The sequence below is a fragment of the Bacillus sp. 01N42_2 genome, assembly GCF_056399565.1.
The window spans coordinates 134,570-152,191 of record NZ_JBFTRO010000007.1; the positions used below are offsets into that span (position 1 = coordinate 134,570).

Genomic DNA, 17,622 nt, shown 5'->3' on the forward strand with positions numbered 1-17,622 from the left:
CTACAAATTTTTTATTTTGCCAAATCCCGGGGCGCATAAAAAAAGAGGCCCGTTCGGAGCCTCTGATTAAAACATCGGATTTTCTTCTATGAATGTATATATGTTGTCAACCAATTCAGCAGGCGTGCCTCCCGTGACCACTTCGCCGTTAACCAGGGCGAACAGGGACTCCATGCATTTCCCGCAATAGCTTAAACAGCCGTATTCAAGCACGTCCAAGTTCGGATCCTTCTCTAAGATCTCAAGTGCTTCCTGGGAACCGCGCGCTAAATTGCTGACACAGAATTCAATCATCGGATTCATGCGGTTTCACCTCACATATGTACCTTATCCTAACGGAATTTCCTCTATTCGTCAAAGATCCGGTTTCACACTCAATGTTATCGTAACATATTAATTCAGGTTAAAGGTTTTACTATTACGCGTTTTCTGGTCAATTTGTAGGTTATTTTAAAACTATTATTGTGGTTTTAGATCAAATTCGATATAATTCTAGATGTTATTTTACATAGTTCGTTATTTTGTAACAACATTGACTACCATATTTTTCGGGCAAAAGGGGAATCATTATGAAAAAATTGGTCTTGATCGGCGGGGGTTACGGAAACATGCGGGTGCTGCACCGCTTATTGCCGAACCAGCTTCCGTCAGATACATCCATCACGCTGATTGACAGAAACCCGTATCACTGCTTAAAAACAGAATATTATGCGCTCGCCGCCGGCACGATTTCTGATCATCATATCAGAGTGTCCTTTCCAGAGCATCCGAATCTGGATGTTCAATACGGTGAGGTGGCTTCCATCGACACGAAAAACAAACAAGTTCTGTTTCATGACCGCGAACCGATTTCTTACGATGACGCGGTGATCGGACTGGGCTGCGAGGATAAGTATCATAACGTGCCCGGCGCGCCGGAACATACTTACAGCATTCAAACCATTGACCAGTCACGCGAAGCCTATCAAAAGCTGAACAACCTCGGCGCCAATGCATCTGTCGCTATCGTCGGAGCGGGATTAAGCGGCGTGGAGCTTGCCAGTGAATTAAGAGAGAGCCGTGACGATCTGAAGATTATATTATTTGACCGGGGCGATCTGATTTTATCAAGCTTTCCGAAAAGGCTCAGCAAATACGTTCAAAAATGGTTTGAAGAGCACGGCGTCACCATTATCAATAATGCGAATATTACAAAAGTGGAAGACGGTATCGTTTACAATCATGATGAAGCAATACCGGCCGATGCCATCGTGTGGACGGCGGGAATTCAGCCGAATAGAGCCGTCAGAGAACTGGACGCTGAAAAAGATCCGCAAGGCCGCATCGTTTTGACACCGCACCATAACCTTCCGGGCGATGAGCATGTTTACGTCGTCGGTGATTGCGCGAGCCTTCCGCATGCGCCGAGCGCTCAGCTTGCTGAAGCGCAGGCGGAGCAAATTGTGCAGGTTCTTTTGAAACGCTGGAACAATGAAGAGCTGCCGGAAACAATGCCGCAATTTAAGCTGAAAGGCGTCCTCGGCTCGCTCGGAAAAAAAGCGGGTTTCGGTCTTGTCAACGACCGTCCGCTGATCGGGCGTGTGCCGCGCCTGTTAAAATCAGGCCTTTTATGGATGTACAAGCATCATAACGGCTGATAATGGAAAAGCCGCTGATTGCGATCAGCGGCCATTTTTATGAGCCCGCCACATAGCCGCGCTTTTCCATTTCTTCATATATATCTTTTAAATGCGGATTCCCTTCTCCTACAATGACATCTTCCACCAGCACAAGCGGATAGAAAAATTCATCGTTTCTGATTCGCTCCGCAAGCTCTTTTGTCTCCTTTTGCTGAGGCGGTGTGTCAATATCAATATACTGCATGTTAAAAGGCTGCTCCGGATATTTCCGTTTCAGCGCCGCCTCCAGCCATTCAAACGTATCTTTGGCGCTCGGCATATTTACACAGCTTGCGCAGAGCGTTTCAGCGCCGTAAACACTGAGCGTCACCGGCTTTGTCATGTTTATCATCCCCTTTCCACCAGTATACAAAGGACGGGGCAGCTTTTGTATAAAAAACGGTTTTTATGTTCAAGTTTAAATATGCTATAATGAAGAAAGCAGCATTGCAAACCAAACATTAGATTTTTACCGTTACTGTGAATATAATGGTTTTATGCATATGAAAGGAGCGAATCTCATGACTGAGGTTGAAATGAAAGAGCAAGTACAGGAAGTATTGGATAAATTACGCCCGTTTCTGCTTCGTGACGGCGGTGACTGTGAGCTTGTCGACGTTGACGAAGGCATTGTAAAGCTTCGTCTCCTTGGCGCATGCGGCAGCTGCCCAAGTTCAACGATTACGCTGAAAGCCGGAATCGAACGCGCCCTTCTTGAAGAAGTGCCGGGTGTCGTTGAAGTAGAACAAGTATTTTAATAACAAAACCAGGCTGATGACAGCCTGGTTTTTTATTTTATTTTTGCAGATAGTCATTAAACCATGAACAAATATAACGGATGCGTTTGATCCGCTGTTCCGGATGGCCGCTTCTCGACAGCTCATGCGTGGCTTTCGGAAATCGGATGAACGCCGTCGTTTTGTTCAGCTTCTTCAATGCGATAAAGAGCTGCTCAGCCTGTTCTATCGGACAGCGGTCATCACGCTCGCCGTGCAGGATGAGAAGCGGCGTTGAAACGCGGGACGCATATTTTACAGGTGAACGGTCCCAAAGCTTATCCGCTTCCTCAAACAGATCATGGCCAAGCTGCCAGTCGGTAAAAAAGAAGCCGATATCGCTGACACCGTGGAAACTGAACCAATTTGAAATGGAGCGCTGCGTGACGGCTGCTTTAAAACGGCCGGTCTGCCCGACAATCCAATTCGTCATAAACCCTCCGTAGCTTCCGCCCGTCACGCCGAGACGGCCGCTGTCAATAAACGGATACGCCTGAAGGGCTTCATCCACCGCCTGCATGACATCACGGTAATCTCCGCCTCCGTAATCGCCTCTGACACGATTGACGAAATCCTGTCCATAGCCGTGGCTTCCCCTCGGGTTGACATAGACGACAGCATATCCTTGCGCGGCCAGCACTTGGAATTCATGAAAATACGTATGCCCGTACATCATGTGAGGCCCGCCGTGTATGTATAGAATGAGGGGATAAGTTTGATCTTCTTCAAAAGCCGCGGGCTTTAAAAACCAGCCGTGCACCGTCAGTCCGTCTTTCGTTTCATATTGCAGCTTCTCCGGCACGGATATGATGCGTTCCTCTGTAAAACAATCATTGTTGTTTGTCAATTGCTTCTCTTTACCGTTTTCAAATGAAATGCTGTAAAGCTCAGAAGGCCGGGCGGGTTTGGCAATTACGGCGATACAGCTTTTCTGATCGGGATGAAAAGCAAAACCGTTCACATACTCTTCTTCTAATCGGATCGGATAGACGAGGCCGTCAATCGAGATATAATAAATACCGGTGCTTCCCTGCTCGCTCCCGAGGACGTAAAATCCCTGCCCGTCATTTGTCCAAACCGGCCGGGGCGTCACTCCTCCTATGAGTGAATCGGCAATAAGCGCATCGCTCAAATGAACATCCAGCATGTCGGTTAAGCAGGACAGCCGCTCATTTTTCACATCGTACAGCCACGCTTTTTCTAAGGTTGCGTTGCGAAATTCATTCTCATGGCCCAGCATCGCGATATAAGAACCATCCGGTGAAAACACGCAGGAGCCGAAAGAACCGCTGTGCGGGGTAATCTGTTTGAGATCGCCGTCTGCCAGATTCATCAGGTAGACATCGCTCGGCTTTCCGGCGTCACCGGGCTCGCATAAATTGGCGGTAAACGCAATCTGCTTGCCATCCGGTGAAAATGCCGCGTCATCATGATCCGCTTCATGGTCTGTCAGCTGCTGAATCTCCCCCGTTTCAAGATGAATCAGCACAAGCTGTGTCCGGCTTCCGTTGAGCAGGCCCTTCCCGTCGCGTTTATAAGTTAATGACTGAATGTCGATTGGCTCATATTCGTCATGCTTCTTTTTTTCTTTCTCATCGGCGCGCTCCGCTGATGTCAGACTGACGGACACAAGCACGGATCTGCCGTCGGGAGCCCATATCGGATCTGACACGCCCCAAGGGATATCAGACGCCTTTTCCGCCTCTCCCCCGGCAGTGTCTATGATGTACAGCTGAGGGACGCCATCCTCCCTGTCAGAAACAAAAGCAAGGCGCCGTCCGTCAGGCGACCACCGCGGGTTTGTATTTTTACCGCTTCCGAATGTCCACGGTTTTGAGGTGCGGGATTCTGTGTCGTACACCATAATGGCTGAGGAATAAGAGTCCCGTTTATCATTGACAGTTGTCCGGACGTATGCGGCCCGTCTGCCGTCAGGGGCGTATTGGGGATCTGTCACGGATACGAGAGACGCAATGTCCTCCTCGGTTATAAGTTTTTTCAATCGTTTCTCCTCCTTTTCTCTTTTATTTCGCTTCCCTAAATAAAAATCCTTCTCCAGAAAAAGAAAGCGTCCTTCTCTGATGGGAAGAACGCTTTTTACCATTATACACTTTTCATTTGCTTTAAAGGGTTCCGTTCGATTACGCTTCCTTCTGACGGGACGGTAAGCGACGCAATCTCACAGTGCGGAAAATGCTGAGAAAGGTGGCTTCTCATCTCTTCTCCTTTTCCTTTTGCAGTCAGGACAAGAATCGTCGGGCCCGCTCCGCTCAGCGCGGTCCCATAAGCGCCTTTCATTTCTGCCGCATGCTCTACCTTCGAAAGCTCAGGAACAAGCATGGCGCGGTACGGCTGATGCAGCATGTCTTTTCTCATCATTTTCCCCGCGAGCGCCCAGTCATTTGACATGATCGCAGCAACAAGAAGGTTGCTGACGGCGCTTGCTTTAACGGCGCCGCGGTACGGCAGTTCTTTCGGGAGGACGTCTCTTGCATCCCTGGTCAGAACTTCGTAAAACGGAATAACCGCAACAACGTCGATATCCGCTTCGGCAGTACGCACGATATGTGTTTCATCTTCTTCATGAAGGCCGATCACAAGCCCTCCTGCGAGAGAAGCGGCGGCATTATCAGGGTGCCCCTCTTCAAGACTGGCTAAGTGCAGCTTGTCGCTTTCCGGCAGCTGCAGGCCGCATAACTCATCCGCAAGCTCAATGGCGGCGACGATAGCGGCTGCGCTGCTGCCGAGGCCCCGCGCAAGGGGGATGTCACTCCACACCTTGACATGCGCGGGCGGCAGCTCTTTCTGATAACGGTCAGCCGTCCGTTTGGCGACTTGATAGATGAGGTTGTCCGTTCCTTGAGGGATGCCCGCGACAGTTTCCGTCTCCGCCGAAAACATCCATTCATCGTTTCGGAAAACCGAAAGCTTCAAATATCTGCTGAGCGCCATCCCGACGGAATCAAAGCCCGGTCCTAAGTTGGCGGTGCTTCCCGGAACCGTAATGGAAAACAGCATCTCCGCCTCATTCATACACGCGCCGCTCCATTTAAGTATTCGAGAATACTGTCTTCATCTGTCGGCAGCGTGATCGGTTTTATCTCAGATACGTCTACAGCCGTGTTCGGATCTTTCAGGCCGTTTCCGGTCAAAACTGCGACAACCTTGCTTCCTTTTGGAATTTCACCGGATTTCACCTGTTTTAAAACGCCGGCGATGGATGCACAGGAGCCTGGCTCTGCAAATACGCCTTCTTCACGGGCAATCAGCTGATAAGCGTGAAGGATTTCTCCATCTGTGACTTCATCAATTTTTCCGGCTGATTCTTCCGCTGCAAGCACGGCTTTGTCCCAGCTGGCAGGGTTCCCGATCCGGATTGCCGTCGCAACGGTTTCGGGATTTTTAATGACCTCGCCGCGAACGATGGCCGCAGAACCTTCCGCCTCAAAACCGCGCATCTTCGGAAGTCCGGTGCCGTTTTTCTCATGGTATTCTTTGAACCCTTTCCAGTAGGCCGTAATATTCCCGGCGTTTCCTACCGGGATCGCCAGAATGTCCGGCGCTCCGCCGAGCTGTTCGCATACTTCAAAGGCCGCTGTTTTCTGCCCTTCAATCCGGTAAGGGTTTACCGAATTCACTAATGCAATCGGAGATTTTTCACAAATCGACCGGACGATGGCCAGCGCGTCGTCAAAGTTTCCGTCAATCGCGATGATTTCCGCTCCGTACATGACGGCCTGCGCAAGCTTTCCGAAGGCGATTTTTCCGTCCGGAATGATGACGATGCATTTCATGCCTGCTCTCGCTGCGTATGCCGCAGCCGCCGCGGATGTGTTGCCTGTTGAAGCGCACATGATCGTATCATTGCCTTCTTCTTTCGCTTTGGCGACCGCCATCACCATGCCGCGATCTTTAAAAGATCCCGTCGGATTAATGCCCTCCGTTTTCACATGCAGCTCAATTCCGAGCTTTTCGGAAAGCTTCGGAAGATGAATCAGCGGCGTATTTCCTTCATGCAATGTCAGGGCCGGCGTTTGTTCCGTCACCGGCAGAAATTCTTTATATTGATGGATTAGTCCTTTCCACATTAGCTCCAACCGTTCCCTTCTACGCGATATGTGCTTTTTACTTCCTGTACGACTTCGAGATCATTTAAGTTTTGCAGAATGTCGCTGAAATCTTCTTCTGATGCATGATGCGTGACAATCACGATTTCCGCAAGATCATCGCGGCCTTTGATCGGCAGCTGCAGAATTTTTTCAAAGCTTACGCCGCGCTCTGAAAAGGCGGATGTGATTATTGAAAAAGAGCCGACCTGGTCTTTGACGTGAATTCTTAAAAACTGTTGGGCGTAGATATCTGACGGCTGCTTCAGATTTCTTTCATACTGCGGGGCGACAAAGCTGTTTCCGTTTACGCCGAGACGCATGTTTTTCATAACCGCGACCAGATCGGAAACGACTGATGTCGCAGTCGGCATGCTTCCGGCGCCGGGGCCGTAAAACATCGTTTCTCCAACAGCTTCTCCGTATACGTAAACGGCATTAAACTCGTTATGCACCGCAGCGAGCGGATGATGATCAGGGAGCAGTGTCGGCTGAACGCTGACCTCGATTTTATTGTCATCACGCTGGGCGATGCCGATCAGCTTCATTGTGTAGCCGAGCCGTTTGCTGAAGCTGATGTCTTCATCCGTAATCCGGGAAATTCCTTTTACTTTGACATCGTCCAAGTCGACATTCATAGAGAAACCGAGACGGGCTAGAATCGCCATCTTGCGCGCGGCATCGAGTCCTTCTACATCGGCGGTCGGGTCCGCTTCCGCGAATCCGAGATCCTGCGCTTCCTTCAGCACTTCTTCATACGGGCTTTTTTCTTTAATCATTTTCGTTAAGATGAAGTTCGTCGTTCCATTGACGATTCCCATCATTTTTGTAATCCGGTCAGAGGAAAGCCCGTCTTCGAGTGTACGTAAAATCGGAATTCCGCCGGCGACACTCGCTTCATAATACAAGTCACAGCCATTTTCCTTTGCGGCGGCTAAAAGCTCTGAGCCGTACACAGCGATCAGATCTTTATTTGCTGTCACGACATGTTTTTTCGCTTTCAAGGCGTCGAGCAGGTATTGCTTCGTCTGTTCGACACCGCCGATGACTTCAATAATCACGTCGACCTCAGGGTCATCGATCACATCATAGACTTCCGTCGTCAGCACTTCTTTCGGCAAGTCTGCGTCTCGTTTTTTATCAATATCTTTAACTAGCACTTTTTTGATCGTCACCGGACAGCCGACCTGGTGCATAAGCTTATCCTGATGATCTTGTATAATTTTGACGACACCGCTTCCCACGGTTCCCAGTCCTAACAGTCCAATACGAATTGCTTCCAAAGAGAAACTCCACCTTTCTTCCTTTTGTCCACTTGAAAAGGACAATTGTTAACCCTTCACAGACATTTAAGTTACAAATATTATATAAGCCCGCTTTTGTTTTGACAAGCGGCTGAATATTGATTTCGCGGTCATGAAAACGCTTAACACACTGATATGACAAGATTCTCTATTTTCTAAATATTTTTGCGTTATATTTTCTTACGAAATGCTTCCTTTTCCGAGCCAGGCGACAGGCGGGACAAAAACCTGCGCCGCTCTGACATTCAGCATGTCGTGACATGTCTGCAAAAACTGTTCATAACGGGTGCAGTCGGCAAGAATGTAGTCCAGCTGCTCTTCGTAAAAATGCTTTTCAGACTCATGAGAGATGTAATAGCTCTCCACCGTCTCGAAAAAATGGAGCGGAAACAGCAGGCGGCTGTAAAACAGGCGTTTGGAAAAGGAGGATAACGGCGTAACTTGCTCATATTCCTGTAAAAACAAAAACCCGTCATTGAGCAAGTCGTCACGATGATACAAATACGTGCTGCGCATATATTCCGCAATATCACGGGCTGCATGATCGAATACCCAATCTCCCGGAATGCGGATCAATGAATCAGCCGACCAGGTATCCCGCTCCATCCGCTGATGGCAGATCGTCCCCGAGTCTTCCGTGCCGGGATTGTCATCCAGCTCCGTATCCACTAAATATTGAATGGCATTTTCCGCTAAGCCTGAATAATAAGGAAATGCTTCGATCATTTTCTTTTCGAACGGTTCAAGCGGAGACATATGAATTTTCTGCATCCAAAATGATTCCAGCTGATCCACCCGTTTTCCCCATAAGTCTTTCCATTGACCGATTCTGCCCGCTTCTTTCACTTCGTAAGGAAAACCCCGCCCTTTTCTGTGGAATTCAGCAAGCTCCCCTCCGACAGAAAATGACCGGTTTGAGACGGGAATCGGCGCTTTTAAGAGCGCATATGTTTTGCCTTCGTCCTCAAAGGTCAGCTCTCCTTCCTTCGTAAAGATAAACACTGAAACGTATGGGTCACTTTGTTCTTGTAAATACTGACTCATGTAATAAAGCTCCGTCAGCTCTGATTGCGAAAAGCCGGAGACGGGAATAATAAGAAAGAAGGAATTAGGCGTCTGGAAGCATTGGTATTTCTGATAAACGGAAAGCTGTCTGACATGGATGCCGTATTTTTCTTTAATGATGCTTTTCATCATAATCACCTGCCTGAAAAATTAGAGCTATTCACATCGTAGTCATACGCCGGCGGAATTATGAATACATATTGTATTCCTTTGAATGAAGAGGAGAAACATCGTACACATCGGAAGGATGCTGTATAAACTAGTAAAAAAAGATTGGGTGAAGCAAATGTCAGAAAAGGAACAACTGAATCAGGTGGAAGCTGTCGCCAGAGCGCGTTTACAAGAACGGGGAGTTGAGACGGATGATATTGCCGAGCTTGTGTATTTCCTTCAGAAAAAATATCATCCTGATTTGACGATAGAGGTATGCAGGCTCAATGTGGACCGCGTCATCGCGAAACGCGAGGTGCAAAACGCGATTTTAACGGGAATAGAATTAGATGTGCTTGCCGAACAAAAAAAGCTGTCTGAACCGCTTCAGACTATTTTGGCGATTGATGAAAGCCTGTATGGGGTTGACGAGGTGCTCGCCTTCTCTATCGTGAATATATACGGCTCGATCGGCTTTACGAATTACGGTTATATTGACAAAGAAAAACCCGGCATTCTCGGGCGGTTAAATGATAAATCAACGGGCGAATGCCATACGTTTCTTGATGATATCGTCGGCGCAATCGCAGCAGCGGCTTCAAGCCGGCTTGCCCACAGCGCCAGAAATACAGAATAAGGACGGCCGTCATGGCCGTCCCTTTTTTTATAGATGTTCAATCCATTCAGTTAAAGAGTCAATCGCATATGTCGGCTTCTGATCGTAACCGGCCATATGCTCACGCTTTGTCACTCCGGTATGAACGAGCAGCGTATCCATGCCCGCATTGATGCCGGCCATAATATCCGTTGCATAGTTATCGCCGACCATGAGTGTTTCGGAAATATCCGTTCCGAGCACCCGCATCGCCTGTTCCATAATAATGGATTCCGGCTTGCCGATAAAGACAGGCTCGACGCCCGTGGACACCGTCAAAACGGATGTCAGTGAGCCGTTCCCCGGCAAAAGCCCTCTTTCAGTCGGAATGGCGACGTCGCCGTTTGTTGAAATAAACCGGGCGCCGTTTCTGATCGCCAGACATCCCGTTGCCAACTTTTCATATGTAATGCCGCGGTCGATTCCCACAACGACAAAGTCCGCGTTTTCTTCTCCGAAGCTCAGCCCGTTTTCTTCGATAGCCTGGCGGATGCCTTCTTCGCCGATCACATACACCGACGCATCTTTTTTCTGCTGGGCGATATGCTGCGCAGTCGCCATGCTTGTTGTGAAGACCTGTTCTTCAGAGGCCGGAATGTCAAAGCTCATCAGCTTGTCCGCCACCTGCTTCGGCGTCCGGGAGGAATTGTTCGTCACGAATAAATACGGAATGCCGCGCGCTTTAAGCGTTCTCACGAATTCACACGCTTCTTCGATTTTTTCCGTCCCGTTGTACATTGTGCCGTCCAAATCAATCAAATATCCTTTATAATCCTTCATACTCAACACTCCTGTGGATTTTCTCACTTGTTGTTATTTAAATGCGGAAACAGGGCCTAACTCTGTTTCAAGGTAGGTTCTTACGCGGGCCGGAAAGGCTTTCAGCACGTCTCTGTTTGACGAGATCAGTGTAAACAGCTCCTGATGATCGACGTGCTGATATTCCTGAACAAGCTGCTTTCTGGAAGAGATCAATTGCTTCAGCTTATTTCCTTCTTCCTCAGCTACCACCTTTTCGTCCGTCAGAATATCCATGATGTCGTCATAACTTCCCGGATCGCGCATGATAAAGCCGTCAATCATATCATTTCCGACATCGAGAATGCATTCGATCATAAGATGGCTGATCCGCTCAAGCGCTCTTTTTTCGATCTCGCTCTGCCAAGCCGGCGTGCTGTCAAACAGCGCCAGCTGATTCTCAAAAAAACGGAGTGTTTGTTCGATATTATTTCTGTCAACAAAATACACGTGACAGCATCCCCTTCTGCATCAATTATTTTCTGATTCGTTTAAGAACAAAATACGCGCAGCCGAAATTGCAGTATTCGTAAATGTATTCGTCCAATGTGCTGATTTTCGTTTCAAAGGTTGCTTTTTGATTCTGGTCATCAAAGAAGCCTTTGAGCCGCAGCTGACTGTATCCCCAGTCCCCCACAATGTAATCATATTTATTTAATATGTCCGAATAGCGGGCTTTGAACGCTTCTTCATTAAAGCCGTTTTTAAAATCATGTACGAGTTCAAACTCGGCATTTTGAATAAGAATCATGTCTTCACCTCTTTTATCACTCTTTACTATCATAATTCATTGACTTCTGTGCATCAATTGCAAAATGAGACGCTTCGGATTGCGGAGAAGGTTTTTCCCTTTTATATCCAGTTTAGCGGTTCAGACGGTCCTTATTCAAGAATGACTTTTTTTCGGCTGAAACGGCTCCATCACAAAAAACCCAAAACCTGCGGCGTTTTGGGTTTTTTCGGTTTATATTATGCTTGAGCCTGGCGTTTTTTAGACGCTTCGTTTACTTGTTCATCCGCATGATAGGAAGAACGGACAAGCGGGCCTGCTTCACAGTGGCTGAAGCCTTTTTGCATCGCGATTTCTTTCAGTTCGGCAAATTCGTCCGGATGATAATATTTTTGAACTTTTAAATGTTTTTTGGATGGCTGTAAGTATTGGCCGATCGCCATGATGTCGACATTGTTCGCAAGCAGGTCGTCCATCACTTCAATAATTTCTTCCTTCGTTTCGCCGAGACCGATCATAATGCTTGATTTCGTCGGAATGTCAGGCTGCATTTCTTTCGCACGGCGCAAGAATTCTAAAGAACGGTCATATGTTGCACGGGCGCGGACTCTCGGTGTCAGGCGGCGCACGGTTTCAATGTTGTGGTTCAGAATATCAGGACGGGTATCCATTAATGTTTTCAGGTTGTCGTAATTTCCGCCCATATCGGATGGCAGCACTTCAATCGTCGTGAACGGGCTTTTTCTGCGGATCGCCCGGACCGTTTCCGCAAAGACGCCTGCTCCGCCGTCTTTCTGATCATCACGCGCCACGGCCGTGATAACGGCGTGTTTTAAGTTCATCAGCGCAACCGAATCAGCTACGCGTTCCGGCTCCTGCAGATCCAGCTCAGTCGGCAGACCCGTTTTGACAGCGCAGAAGCGGCATGCTCTCGTACAGACGGAACCGAGAATCATGAATGTCGCCGTACGTCTGACAGCCCAGCATTCATGGATGTTCGGGCATTTTGCTTCTTCACATACGGTATGCAGATTATTTTCACGCATTAATTTTTTGAGACCCGTATAGTTTTCATTCGTGTTCAGCTTTATTTTGAGCCATTCCGGCTTTCTCAGATGCTCGTCTTTCTTTGCCATTTCCCCATCATCTCCATTATCCCTTTATTCATGTTTATGTGCGAAAAATTTCTATTTCACGATGGATATAAAACTCGCGGATTTCTATTCATAAGTCACTTTAACATAGGAAAAATTTCTCGACAAGGGAAGAGAATTACTTACATTTTCTCGGATTGTTGCCGCAAACTATTTGTATTCAATCCTGAAAGGAGATCATGTTGTGAAAGTTCTGTTATCTGCTCTTCTCCTTTTATCTGTTTTCTGTCCGGCTGCAAGCGGAAAAGAACAATCGGCTTCTGTCTACGACGGACGGATGCAATTGTACCGCAAAGCCGAGGCGGTCACACAGATTCCTTGGTATGTGCTTGCAGCGGTTGATCAATATGAAGAAAATGTCCGCTCGAACCGAAAGGATCTGCCTGAAAAAGCGGGAATCATCAGCATTTATATTCCGGATCATTTGTGGAGCGGGCCTGAAAATCCAAATCCTAAGGACGATGCGCCCCTCAGTATTAAAGTATTTGACGGCATCGGCCTGGACGGCGACGGTGACGGAAAAGCCGAGGTAAGCAATGATGAGGATATCCTTTATACATTTGCACAGTACTTAGCGGGATTCGGAACGGATCTTGACCATATCCGCATCGGCCTCTGGAATTATTACCGCCGTGATCAGACGGTCGGCATTATCACCGAATTCATGACACTGTTCAAGACATTTGGCCGCCTTGACCTCGGAGAGCACGCCTTTCCGCTTCCCGTAAAGACGGATTACAGCTACCGCAGCACTTGGGGAGCTGCGAGGGGGTTCGGCGGGCGCCGGATTCACGAAGGAACGGATCTGTTCGCTCGTTACGGGCTCCCCGTCAGATCGACCTGCTACGGGATTGTCGAAATGAAAGGCTGGAACCGCTTCGGCGGCTGGAGAATCGGCATCAGGGATATCAATAACACGTATCACTACTTCGCTCACCTGAACGGCTTTGCCAAAGGCATTCATAAAGGCCAGATCGTCAAACCCGGTGAGGTGATCGGTTCTGTCGGAAGCTCCGGCTACGGCCCGCCCGGCACCGCGGGAAAATTTCCGCCGCATCTTCACTACGGGATGTATAAAGATAACGGCAGATCGGAATGGTCTTTTGACCCGTATCCTCATTTAAGGGCATGGGAACGGAAAGAAATCCGCAGGAAAAAGTAAACACACAGCCGCCAGAAGAGAATGCGGCTGTGTGTCTTTATTTGTCTTTCTCCTTTTTTTCATTCGGCAGCTGAACGGAAGGCGTCACACCTGATCCGCCGCTTCCGTTATAAAACTGCGGCACTTCTCCTTGAATGGCTTTAATGGAGACCGGGATATTATTTGTCACGACTGATGTTTTGCTGGCAAACGGGATAATCACCTTCACTTTAATCTCCACGAAAATACTGATATCAATCAGGGCATTGTTGATGCCGTACGGCTTTATTTTTGTTTTCACGTCAGTTAACGCATCGCCGATCAAGTTAAAGCGCACGGGGATTTTCGGCCCGAGATTCCCAAGAATGCTGTTACCCGTGACCTGCCCTAAAGGGATGTTAATCATAATTGCATCGGCCGTTTTGGCGCCTTTTTCTGTTTCATGCTGCTTATTGTTCGACTCCGCTTCCTTCAGATGAGCCTGAAGCTGCTTTGTCACTTTCGCCTTCATGCTGTTGACCACTTGTGTATTAAAATCCATCGTTGTGACTTTTCCGTTTTCATCCGTTTTCATATCGACCATATCTTTCACATTGTCGCTGTGAGACATGTATTCTTCAATGGATTCTGTAATGACCTCTGTCGCCACCCGTTTTGTTTCCATTTCTCCGATGTTCATCAGCACCGGTTTAATTGAGGAGTTGATCATCCAAAGGCTGATGACCGTCGATATGATAAAAAAAGCAAACGACAGAAGAAGCACATACCGAAAAGGCAAAGGCCCTCTCTTGCGAAGAGTGCTCCGGTATCTAGGCAAGAAAAATCCCCCCTTACATATCACAATGTATGCTTGTAAGAGGGGACATAGTAATTTATTTTTACTCTTAAAAAGTCACGCTTTCCTTCATTCAAGTGCCCGCGGCAGAAATGGACCGGCGAACGAACACCTCTGACATTACGGCTGCTGCGCAAGCTTCCAGGCGAGCAGATCTCTTAAAAACTCCGGCATAAAGTATTGTTTTTCTTTCGAATCACGGATCTCAGGGAACAGCTTTCCGAGTGTGAACATGTCGAGAACGGCAACCGAGTATATCCGGTCCGGATCAAGCTCTTCTCCGTTCACTTTCACATTGATGAGGTGCGTCACCCCGTCTTCAAGAATGTCAGTCTGCACCTCTGCTCCGGCATATACCATCCTGCCCATGACTTCTCCGCGGAAGCCGAGGCCTTTAATCCGCAGCTGCTCCATTTTTTCAGAGGCAGCCTGGCTGATTGTTTCTTGAAGTTCCCTGCCTGAAAGACGCACGGCGACCGGATTGATCGGATGCGGGCAGATGCGGTGCAGATCAAGCTTTGTGACAGGCCCCTTTCTTAAAGGCCCCAAAATGACACCTGAATTCACCATGCTGACTTCACAGCCGCACCAGCTTTTCAGCGCTTCGGCTAAAAGAAGCGGAAGGGGCGATTCTTCAAACCACTTCACGCCGGCTTCTTCATTCAGATCGGCGACTTGTACGGAGAGCAGGTTTTCCGCTTCCCGTTCTTTCTCTTTCAGATAAGCCGCCGTATCTTCAGATTCACCGTGCCAATCAGCCATTTTCTGCACAGATGCCTGTTTGCTGACGATGGTTCTTGATTCACTTTCGATCGTCAGCTCGACACAGCCGACGTAGTTCCCGTATTTCTCCGCACAGGCAAGCAGTACGCCGTTTATGTCCTGGCCGTCCTCAAGGAGGTGGTGTGTATGCGATTCAAGAATGACATCAATATCGGGGAATTTTTCCGCTGCGGCCCGGTCATCGATCAAGCCTAAATGCGAAAGCAGAATGATGATATCCGCTTTGCCCTTGATATCGTCAAGTGATTCTTGAATGCTTTTTTCCGCATCCGTCACCGTCCAGCCAAGCTTTTGATAGACGGGATAATACGGCACCGTGACGCCGAGTATGCCTGCGCTCATCCCGTTTTTCAGTGTTTTGATCACGTATGGCTCGGCCCATTCCGGCCGCTGTCCGTCCGCATCAAACAGGTTGGACACTATGACGGGAAACGCGGCATGATTATATAAATCCGCCAGTTCATCATGAGGCAGCGTAATTCCTTCATTATTCCCGACGGCGGCCGCATCAATCTCAAGACGGTTTAACAAGTCGACATTCGCTTTGCCGAAGGTCGCTTCCGTTATCATTTGAAATCGGTCCATATGGTCGCCGATGTCGAAAACGAGTGTTTCCTCCCCGTCTTTTTCATGCTCATGTTTCTTCTGCTCAATATAATGTACGATTTTCGGCCAATTTTCGAAATGGCTGTGCAAATCATTCGTATGATATAAACGGAGCTTTTCTAACATACCATCTCTCCTACCTTTTAGCTGAATATCCCTTGATAAATCAATTCACAGCCGATCAAAATCAAGACGATCCGCATGAAAAGCACGATCGTTTTCGTCTGCACCCGCTTGTTGACCCACGCGCCCATTTTACCGCCGAACCAAGCGCCCGGAATAAGACACAGCGCATACAGCCAATTGACATGGCCTTCTGCGATATGTGACACGGAACCTGTCACGGAGGATAAGAAAATAATGAGCATTGACGTCGCCACAGCCACTTTCGGCGGGAACAAAAATAACAGCATCATGGCCGGAACCATAAGAGAGCCGCCGCCAATGCCGAAGAGACCGCCCAATAAGCCGACGAAAAAGGCAATCGCGATACCGGTAAACATACGGTACGAATATGTATAAAGCTCACCTGATTCATCCTCAAATGTCCGGATCATGCCTTTATGCGCTTTATTGACCGGTTTTGCTTTCGCCTTCAGCATTAATGTAATGGAAATCAAGATCATAAAAAGTCCGAACCAGACGGAAAACGTATGTGCATTAAAGAGTTTAGACAAATACGCGCCGATGATGCTTCCCGGGCCGGAACCGATAAAAAAGATCAGCCCGCTTTTGTAATCAACGGTTTTATATTTCATATAGGCCAGAGTTGATGACAGACCCGTAAATATAATCACCAAAAGGGACGTGCCGATGGCAGTCTGCGGTGTTACGTCATGGAAAAACGGAGTCATCGTGCTTAAATAGAGCATTGCGGGCACAATAATAATTCCTCCCCCAAGCCCGATCAGGCTGCCGACCGTTCCCGCGATAAATCCTAATATAATTAAAATAAGATAAGACATGTGTCTTGAAACCTCTTTTCTAGCTGAATAGGTCAAGCTGCTTCGGAGCAAGCCCGGTATATTGTATATCTAGCATTTCAAGCATCTCAAGGCCGTTGTCGGCGGCGTCTCCGCCTGAGTTATTATTGAAGAGCACGTACAGATTGCGCGACTGCTTTTTCAGCTCCTGAAGATTGTTTTTCCAATCTTTGAGTTCCTGTTTATTATAGCGGTATAAATATCTGACCTCACGCCAGTTTTGCCCGCCGTCAGGTTTGACCCAGCCCTGCTTGTTCCGTCCGTGAAAACGGACAAGCGTTTTTTCTTCATCCGTTGCTTTCAGGACGGCCGGAATGCTGCCCTCGCCGATTTGCGGCTCGTCACATATGGTGTGAATCCAGCCTTCCGACTTCATAAAGGAAAGCGTCTGCTCGTAAAATGGCGGGGAAAACCATGACCTGTTGCGGAATTCAAGCGCACACGGGATATCACCCATCTGCTGCCTGCACCATCTCAAATATGCGACGTTTTCTTTCTTGCAGTCAAACCACGGCGGGAATTGGAACAGCACCATGGCAAGCTTTCCATGCTCTATATACGGCGTCAATGACAGCTTGAACGCTTCAAACATCTCTTCCTTCGTTTCAAAAGGAATATCGCCGCGCTGATGGCCCGTCATCCCTTGATATGCTTTGATGATAAATTGAAAAGTTTCCGGCGTCTCTTTGACCCACCTCTCGTTATTGCGGGCGGGCTGTATCGCGTAAAAGCTCGCGTCCAGCTCAACGATGGGAAAATGAGAGGAATACGCCTGCAGTTTTTGCGGGCCCGCCGTTTTAGGCGGATAGATGCTGTCATGATCCCCCCAACCCGTCAGTCCGATATAAATCACATTCCTTCACCTCTCACTCTAGTTT

Annotated in this window: 19 protein-coding genes; 4 read left to right on the plus strand and 15 right to left on the minus strand. The window is 48.2% G+C overall.

Annotation, left to right across the window (positions count from 1 at the left end; all coding sequences use genetic code 11):
* Window positions 1-66 precede the first annotated feature (66 nt).
* Window positions 67-303: a YuzB family protein gene (locus AC1DN5_RS15715; RefSeq protein WP_007408721.1), complete on the minus strand. Its 237-nt coding sequence runs from the start codon at window positions 301-303 to the stop codon at window positions 67-69.
* Between the two features lie 266 nt (window positions 304-569).
* On the opposite strand from AC1DN5_RS15715, the gene AC1DN5_RS15720 reads away from it, so the two are divergent.
* Entirely contained in the window at window positions 570-1,637 is a 1,068-nt protein-coding gene (locus AC1DN5_RS15720; protein WP_060964386.1) for an NAD(P)/FAD-dependent oxidoreductase, read from the plus strand.
* Window positions 1,638-1,674: 37 nt separating this feature from the next.
* On the opposite strand, the gene AC1DN5_RS15725 is transcribed toward AC1DN5_RS15720, so the two are convergent.
* Window positions 1,675-2,001, minus strand: a complete 327-nt coding sequence (locus AC1DN5_RS15725) for a YuzD family protein (RefSeq protein ID WP_045926049.1) — start codon at window positions 1,999-2,001, stop codon at window positions 1,675-1,677.
* 79 nt (window positions 2,002-2,080) lie between these two features.
* On the opposite strand from AC1DN5_RS15725, the gene AC1DN5_RS15730 reads away from it, so the two are divergent.
* Window positions 2,081-2,416, plus strand: a complete 336-nt coding sequence (locus AC1DN5_RS15730) for a NifU family protein (protein ID WP_173363134.1) — start codon at window positions 2,081-2,083, stop codon at window positions 2,414-2,416.
* A gap of 37 nt (window positions 2,417-2,453) precedes the next feature.
* Here AC1DN5_RS15730 and AC1DN5_RS15735 read toward each other — a convergent pair whose 3' ends face one another.
* The 5 genes from AC1DN5_RS15735 to yutH all read right to left on the minus strand — a co-directional run bounded on the left by AC1DN5_RS15735 (window position 2,454) and on the right by yutH (window position 9,041).
* The gene (locus tag AC1DN5_RS15735) at window positions 2,454-4,436 is read right to left on the minus strand and encodes a S9 family peptidase (protein WP_366969740.1); all 1,983 of its coding nucleotides are present in this window, start codon (window positions 4,434-4,436) and stop codon (window positions 2,454-2,456) included.
* Between the two features lie 101 nt (window positions 4,437-4,537).
* Complete coding sequence (thrB, locus tag AC1DN5_RS15740; RefSeq protein WP_188154496.1) at window positions 4,538-5,467, minus strand: homoserine kinase; 930 nt, start codon at window positions 5,465-5,467, stop codon at window positions 4,538-4,540.
* Window positions 5,464-6,522, minus strand: coding sequence for a threonine synthase (gene thrC, locus AC1DN5_RS15745; RefSeq protein ID WP_045926048.1), 1,059 nt, complete (start codon window positions 6,520-6,522; stop codon window positions 5,464-5,466). The genes thrB and thrC overlap by 4 nt, the downstream gene beginning before the upstream one ends.
* On the minus strand, window positions 6,522-7,823 hold the full coding sequence (locus tag AC1DN5_RS15750) for a homoserine dehydrogenase (RefSeq protein WP_049627291.1): 1,302 nt from the start codon (window positions 7,821-7,823) through the stop codon (window positions 6,522-6,524). The genes thrC and AC1DN5_RS15750 overlap by 1 nt, the downstream gene beginning before the upstream one ends.
* A 201-nt stretch (window positions 7,824-8,024) precedes the next feature.
* The gene (gene yutH, locus AC1DN5_RS15755; protein WP_366969741.1) at window positions 8,025-9,041 is read right to left on the minus strand and encodes a spore coat-associated protein CotNH; all 1,017 of its coding nucleotides are present in this window, start codon (window positions 9,039-9,041) and stop codon (window positions 8,025-8,027) included.
* Between the two features lie 154 nt (window positions 9,042-9,195).
* On the opposite strand from yutH, the gene AC1DN5_RS15760 reads away from it, so the two are divergent.
* Window positions 9,196-9,696, plus strand: a complete 501-nt coding sequence (locus AC1DN5_RS15760; RefSeq protein ID WP_045926073.1) for a phosphatidylglycerophosphatase A family protein — start codon at window positions 9,196-9,198, stop codon at window positions 9,694-9,696.
* Window positions 9,697-9,723: 27 nt separating this feature from the next.
* On the opposite strand, the gene AC1DN5_RS15765 is transcribed toward AC1DN5_RS15760, so the two are convergent.
* The 4 genes from AC1DN5_RS15765 to lipA all read right to left on the minus strand — a co-directional run bounded on the left by AC1DN5_RS15765 (window position 9,724) and on the right by lipA (window position 12,378).
* On the minus strand, window positions 9,724-10,494 hold the full coding sequence (locus tag AC1DN5_RS15765; RefSeq protein WP_013353455.1) for a TIGR01457 family HAD-type hydrolase: 771 nt from the start codon (window positions 10,492-10,494) through the stop codon (window positions 9,724-9,726).
* 33 nt (window positions 10,495-10,527) lie between these two features.
* Entirely contained in the window at window positions 10,528-10,962 is a 435-nt protein-coding gene (locus tag AC1DN5_RS15770) for a DUF86 domain-containing protein (RefSeq protein WP_198698083.1), read from the minus strand.
* A 25-nt stretch (window positions 10,963-10,987) separates the two neighbouring features.
* Window positions 10,988-11,263 carry a YutD family protein gene (locus AC1DN5_RS15775; RefSeq protein WP_003151928.1) on the minus strand — a complete coding sequence of 92 codons (276 nt, stop codon included), beginning with the start codon at window positions 11,261-11,263 and terminating at the stop codon, window positions 10,988-10,990.
* A 218-nt stretch (window positions 11,264-11,481) separates the two neighbouring features.
* Window positions 11,482-12,378, minus strand: a complete 897-nt coding sequence (gene lipA, locus AC1DN5_RS15780; protein WP_003151923.1) for a lipoyl synthase — start codon at window positions 12,376-12,378, stop codon at window positions 11,482-11,484.
* Between the two features lie 202 nt (window positions 12,379-12,580).
* Here lipA and lytH point away from each other — a divergent pair, with 202 nt between their 5' ends.
* Complete coding sequence (gene lytH / locus AC1DN5_RS15785; protein ID WP_045926044.1) at window positions 12,581-13,558, plus strand: L-Ala--D-Glu endopeptidase; 978 nt, start codon at window positions 12,581-12,583, stop codon at window positions 13,556-13,558.
* A 37-nt stretch (window positions 13,559-13,595) separates the two neighbouring features.
* Here the strand turns inward: lytH and yunB are convergent, their stop codons facing one another.
* The 4 genes from yunB to AC1DN5_RS15805 all read right to left on the minus strand — a co-directional run bounded on the left by yunB (window position 13,596) and on the right by AC1DN5_RS15805 (window position 17,597).
* Window positions 13,596-14,354 (minus strand): sporulation protein YunB, encoded by a 759-nt coding sequence (gene yunB, locus AC1DN5_RS15790; protein ID WP_076982791.1) that lies wholly within the window; start codon window positions 14,352-14,354, stop codon window positions 13,596-13,598.
* A gap of 138 nt (window positions 14,355-14,492) precedes the next feature.
* On the minus strand, window positions 14,493-15,887 hold the full coding sequence (locus AC1DN5_RS15795; RefSeq protein WP_016938059.1) for a bifunctional metallophosphatase/5'-nucleotidase: 1,395 nt from the start codon (window positions 15,885-15,887) through the stop codon (window positions 14,493-14,495).
* Between the two features lie 17 nt (window positions 15,888-15,904).
* A complete protein-coding gene (locus AC1DN5_RS15800; RefSeq protein ID WP_016938058.1) occupies window positions 15,905-16,726 on the minus strand; it encodes a sulfite exporter TauE/SafE family protein in 822 nt (273 codons plus the stop codon).
* A gap of 19 nt (window positions 16,727-16,745) precedes the next feature.
* Window positions 16,746-17,597, minus strand: a complete 852-nt coding sequence (locus AC1DN5_RS15805; RefSeq protein ID WP_099744811.1) for a DUF72 domain-containing protein — start codon at window positions 17,595-17,597, stop codon at window positions 16,746-16,748.
* Window positions 17,598-17,622 lie beyond the last annotated feature (25 nt).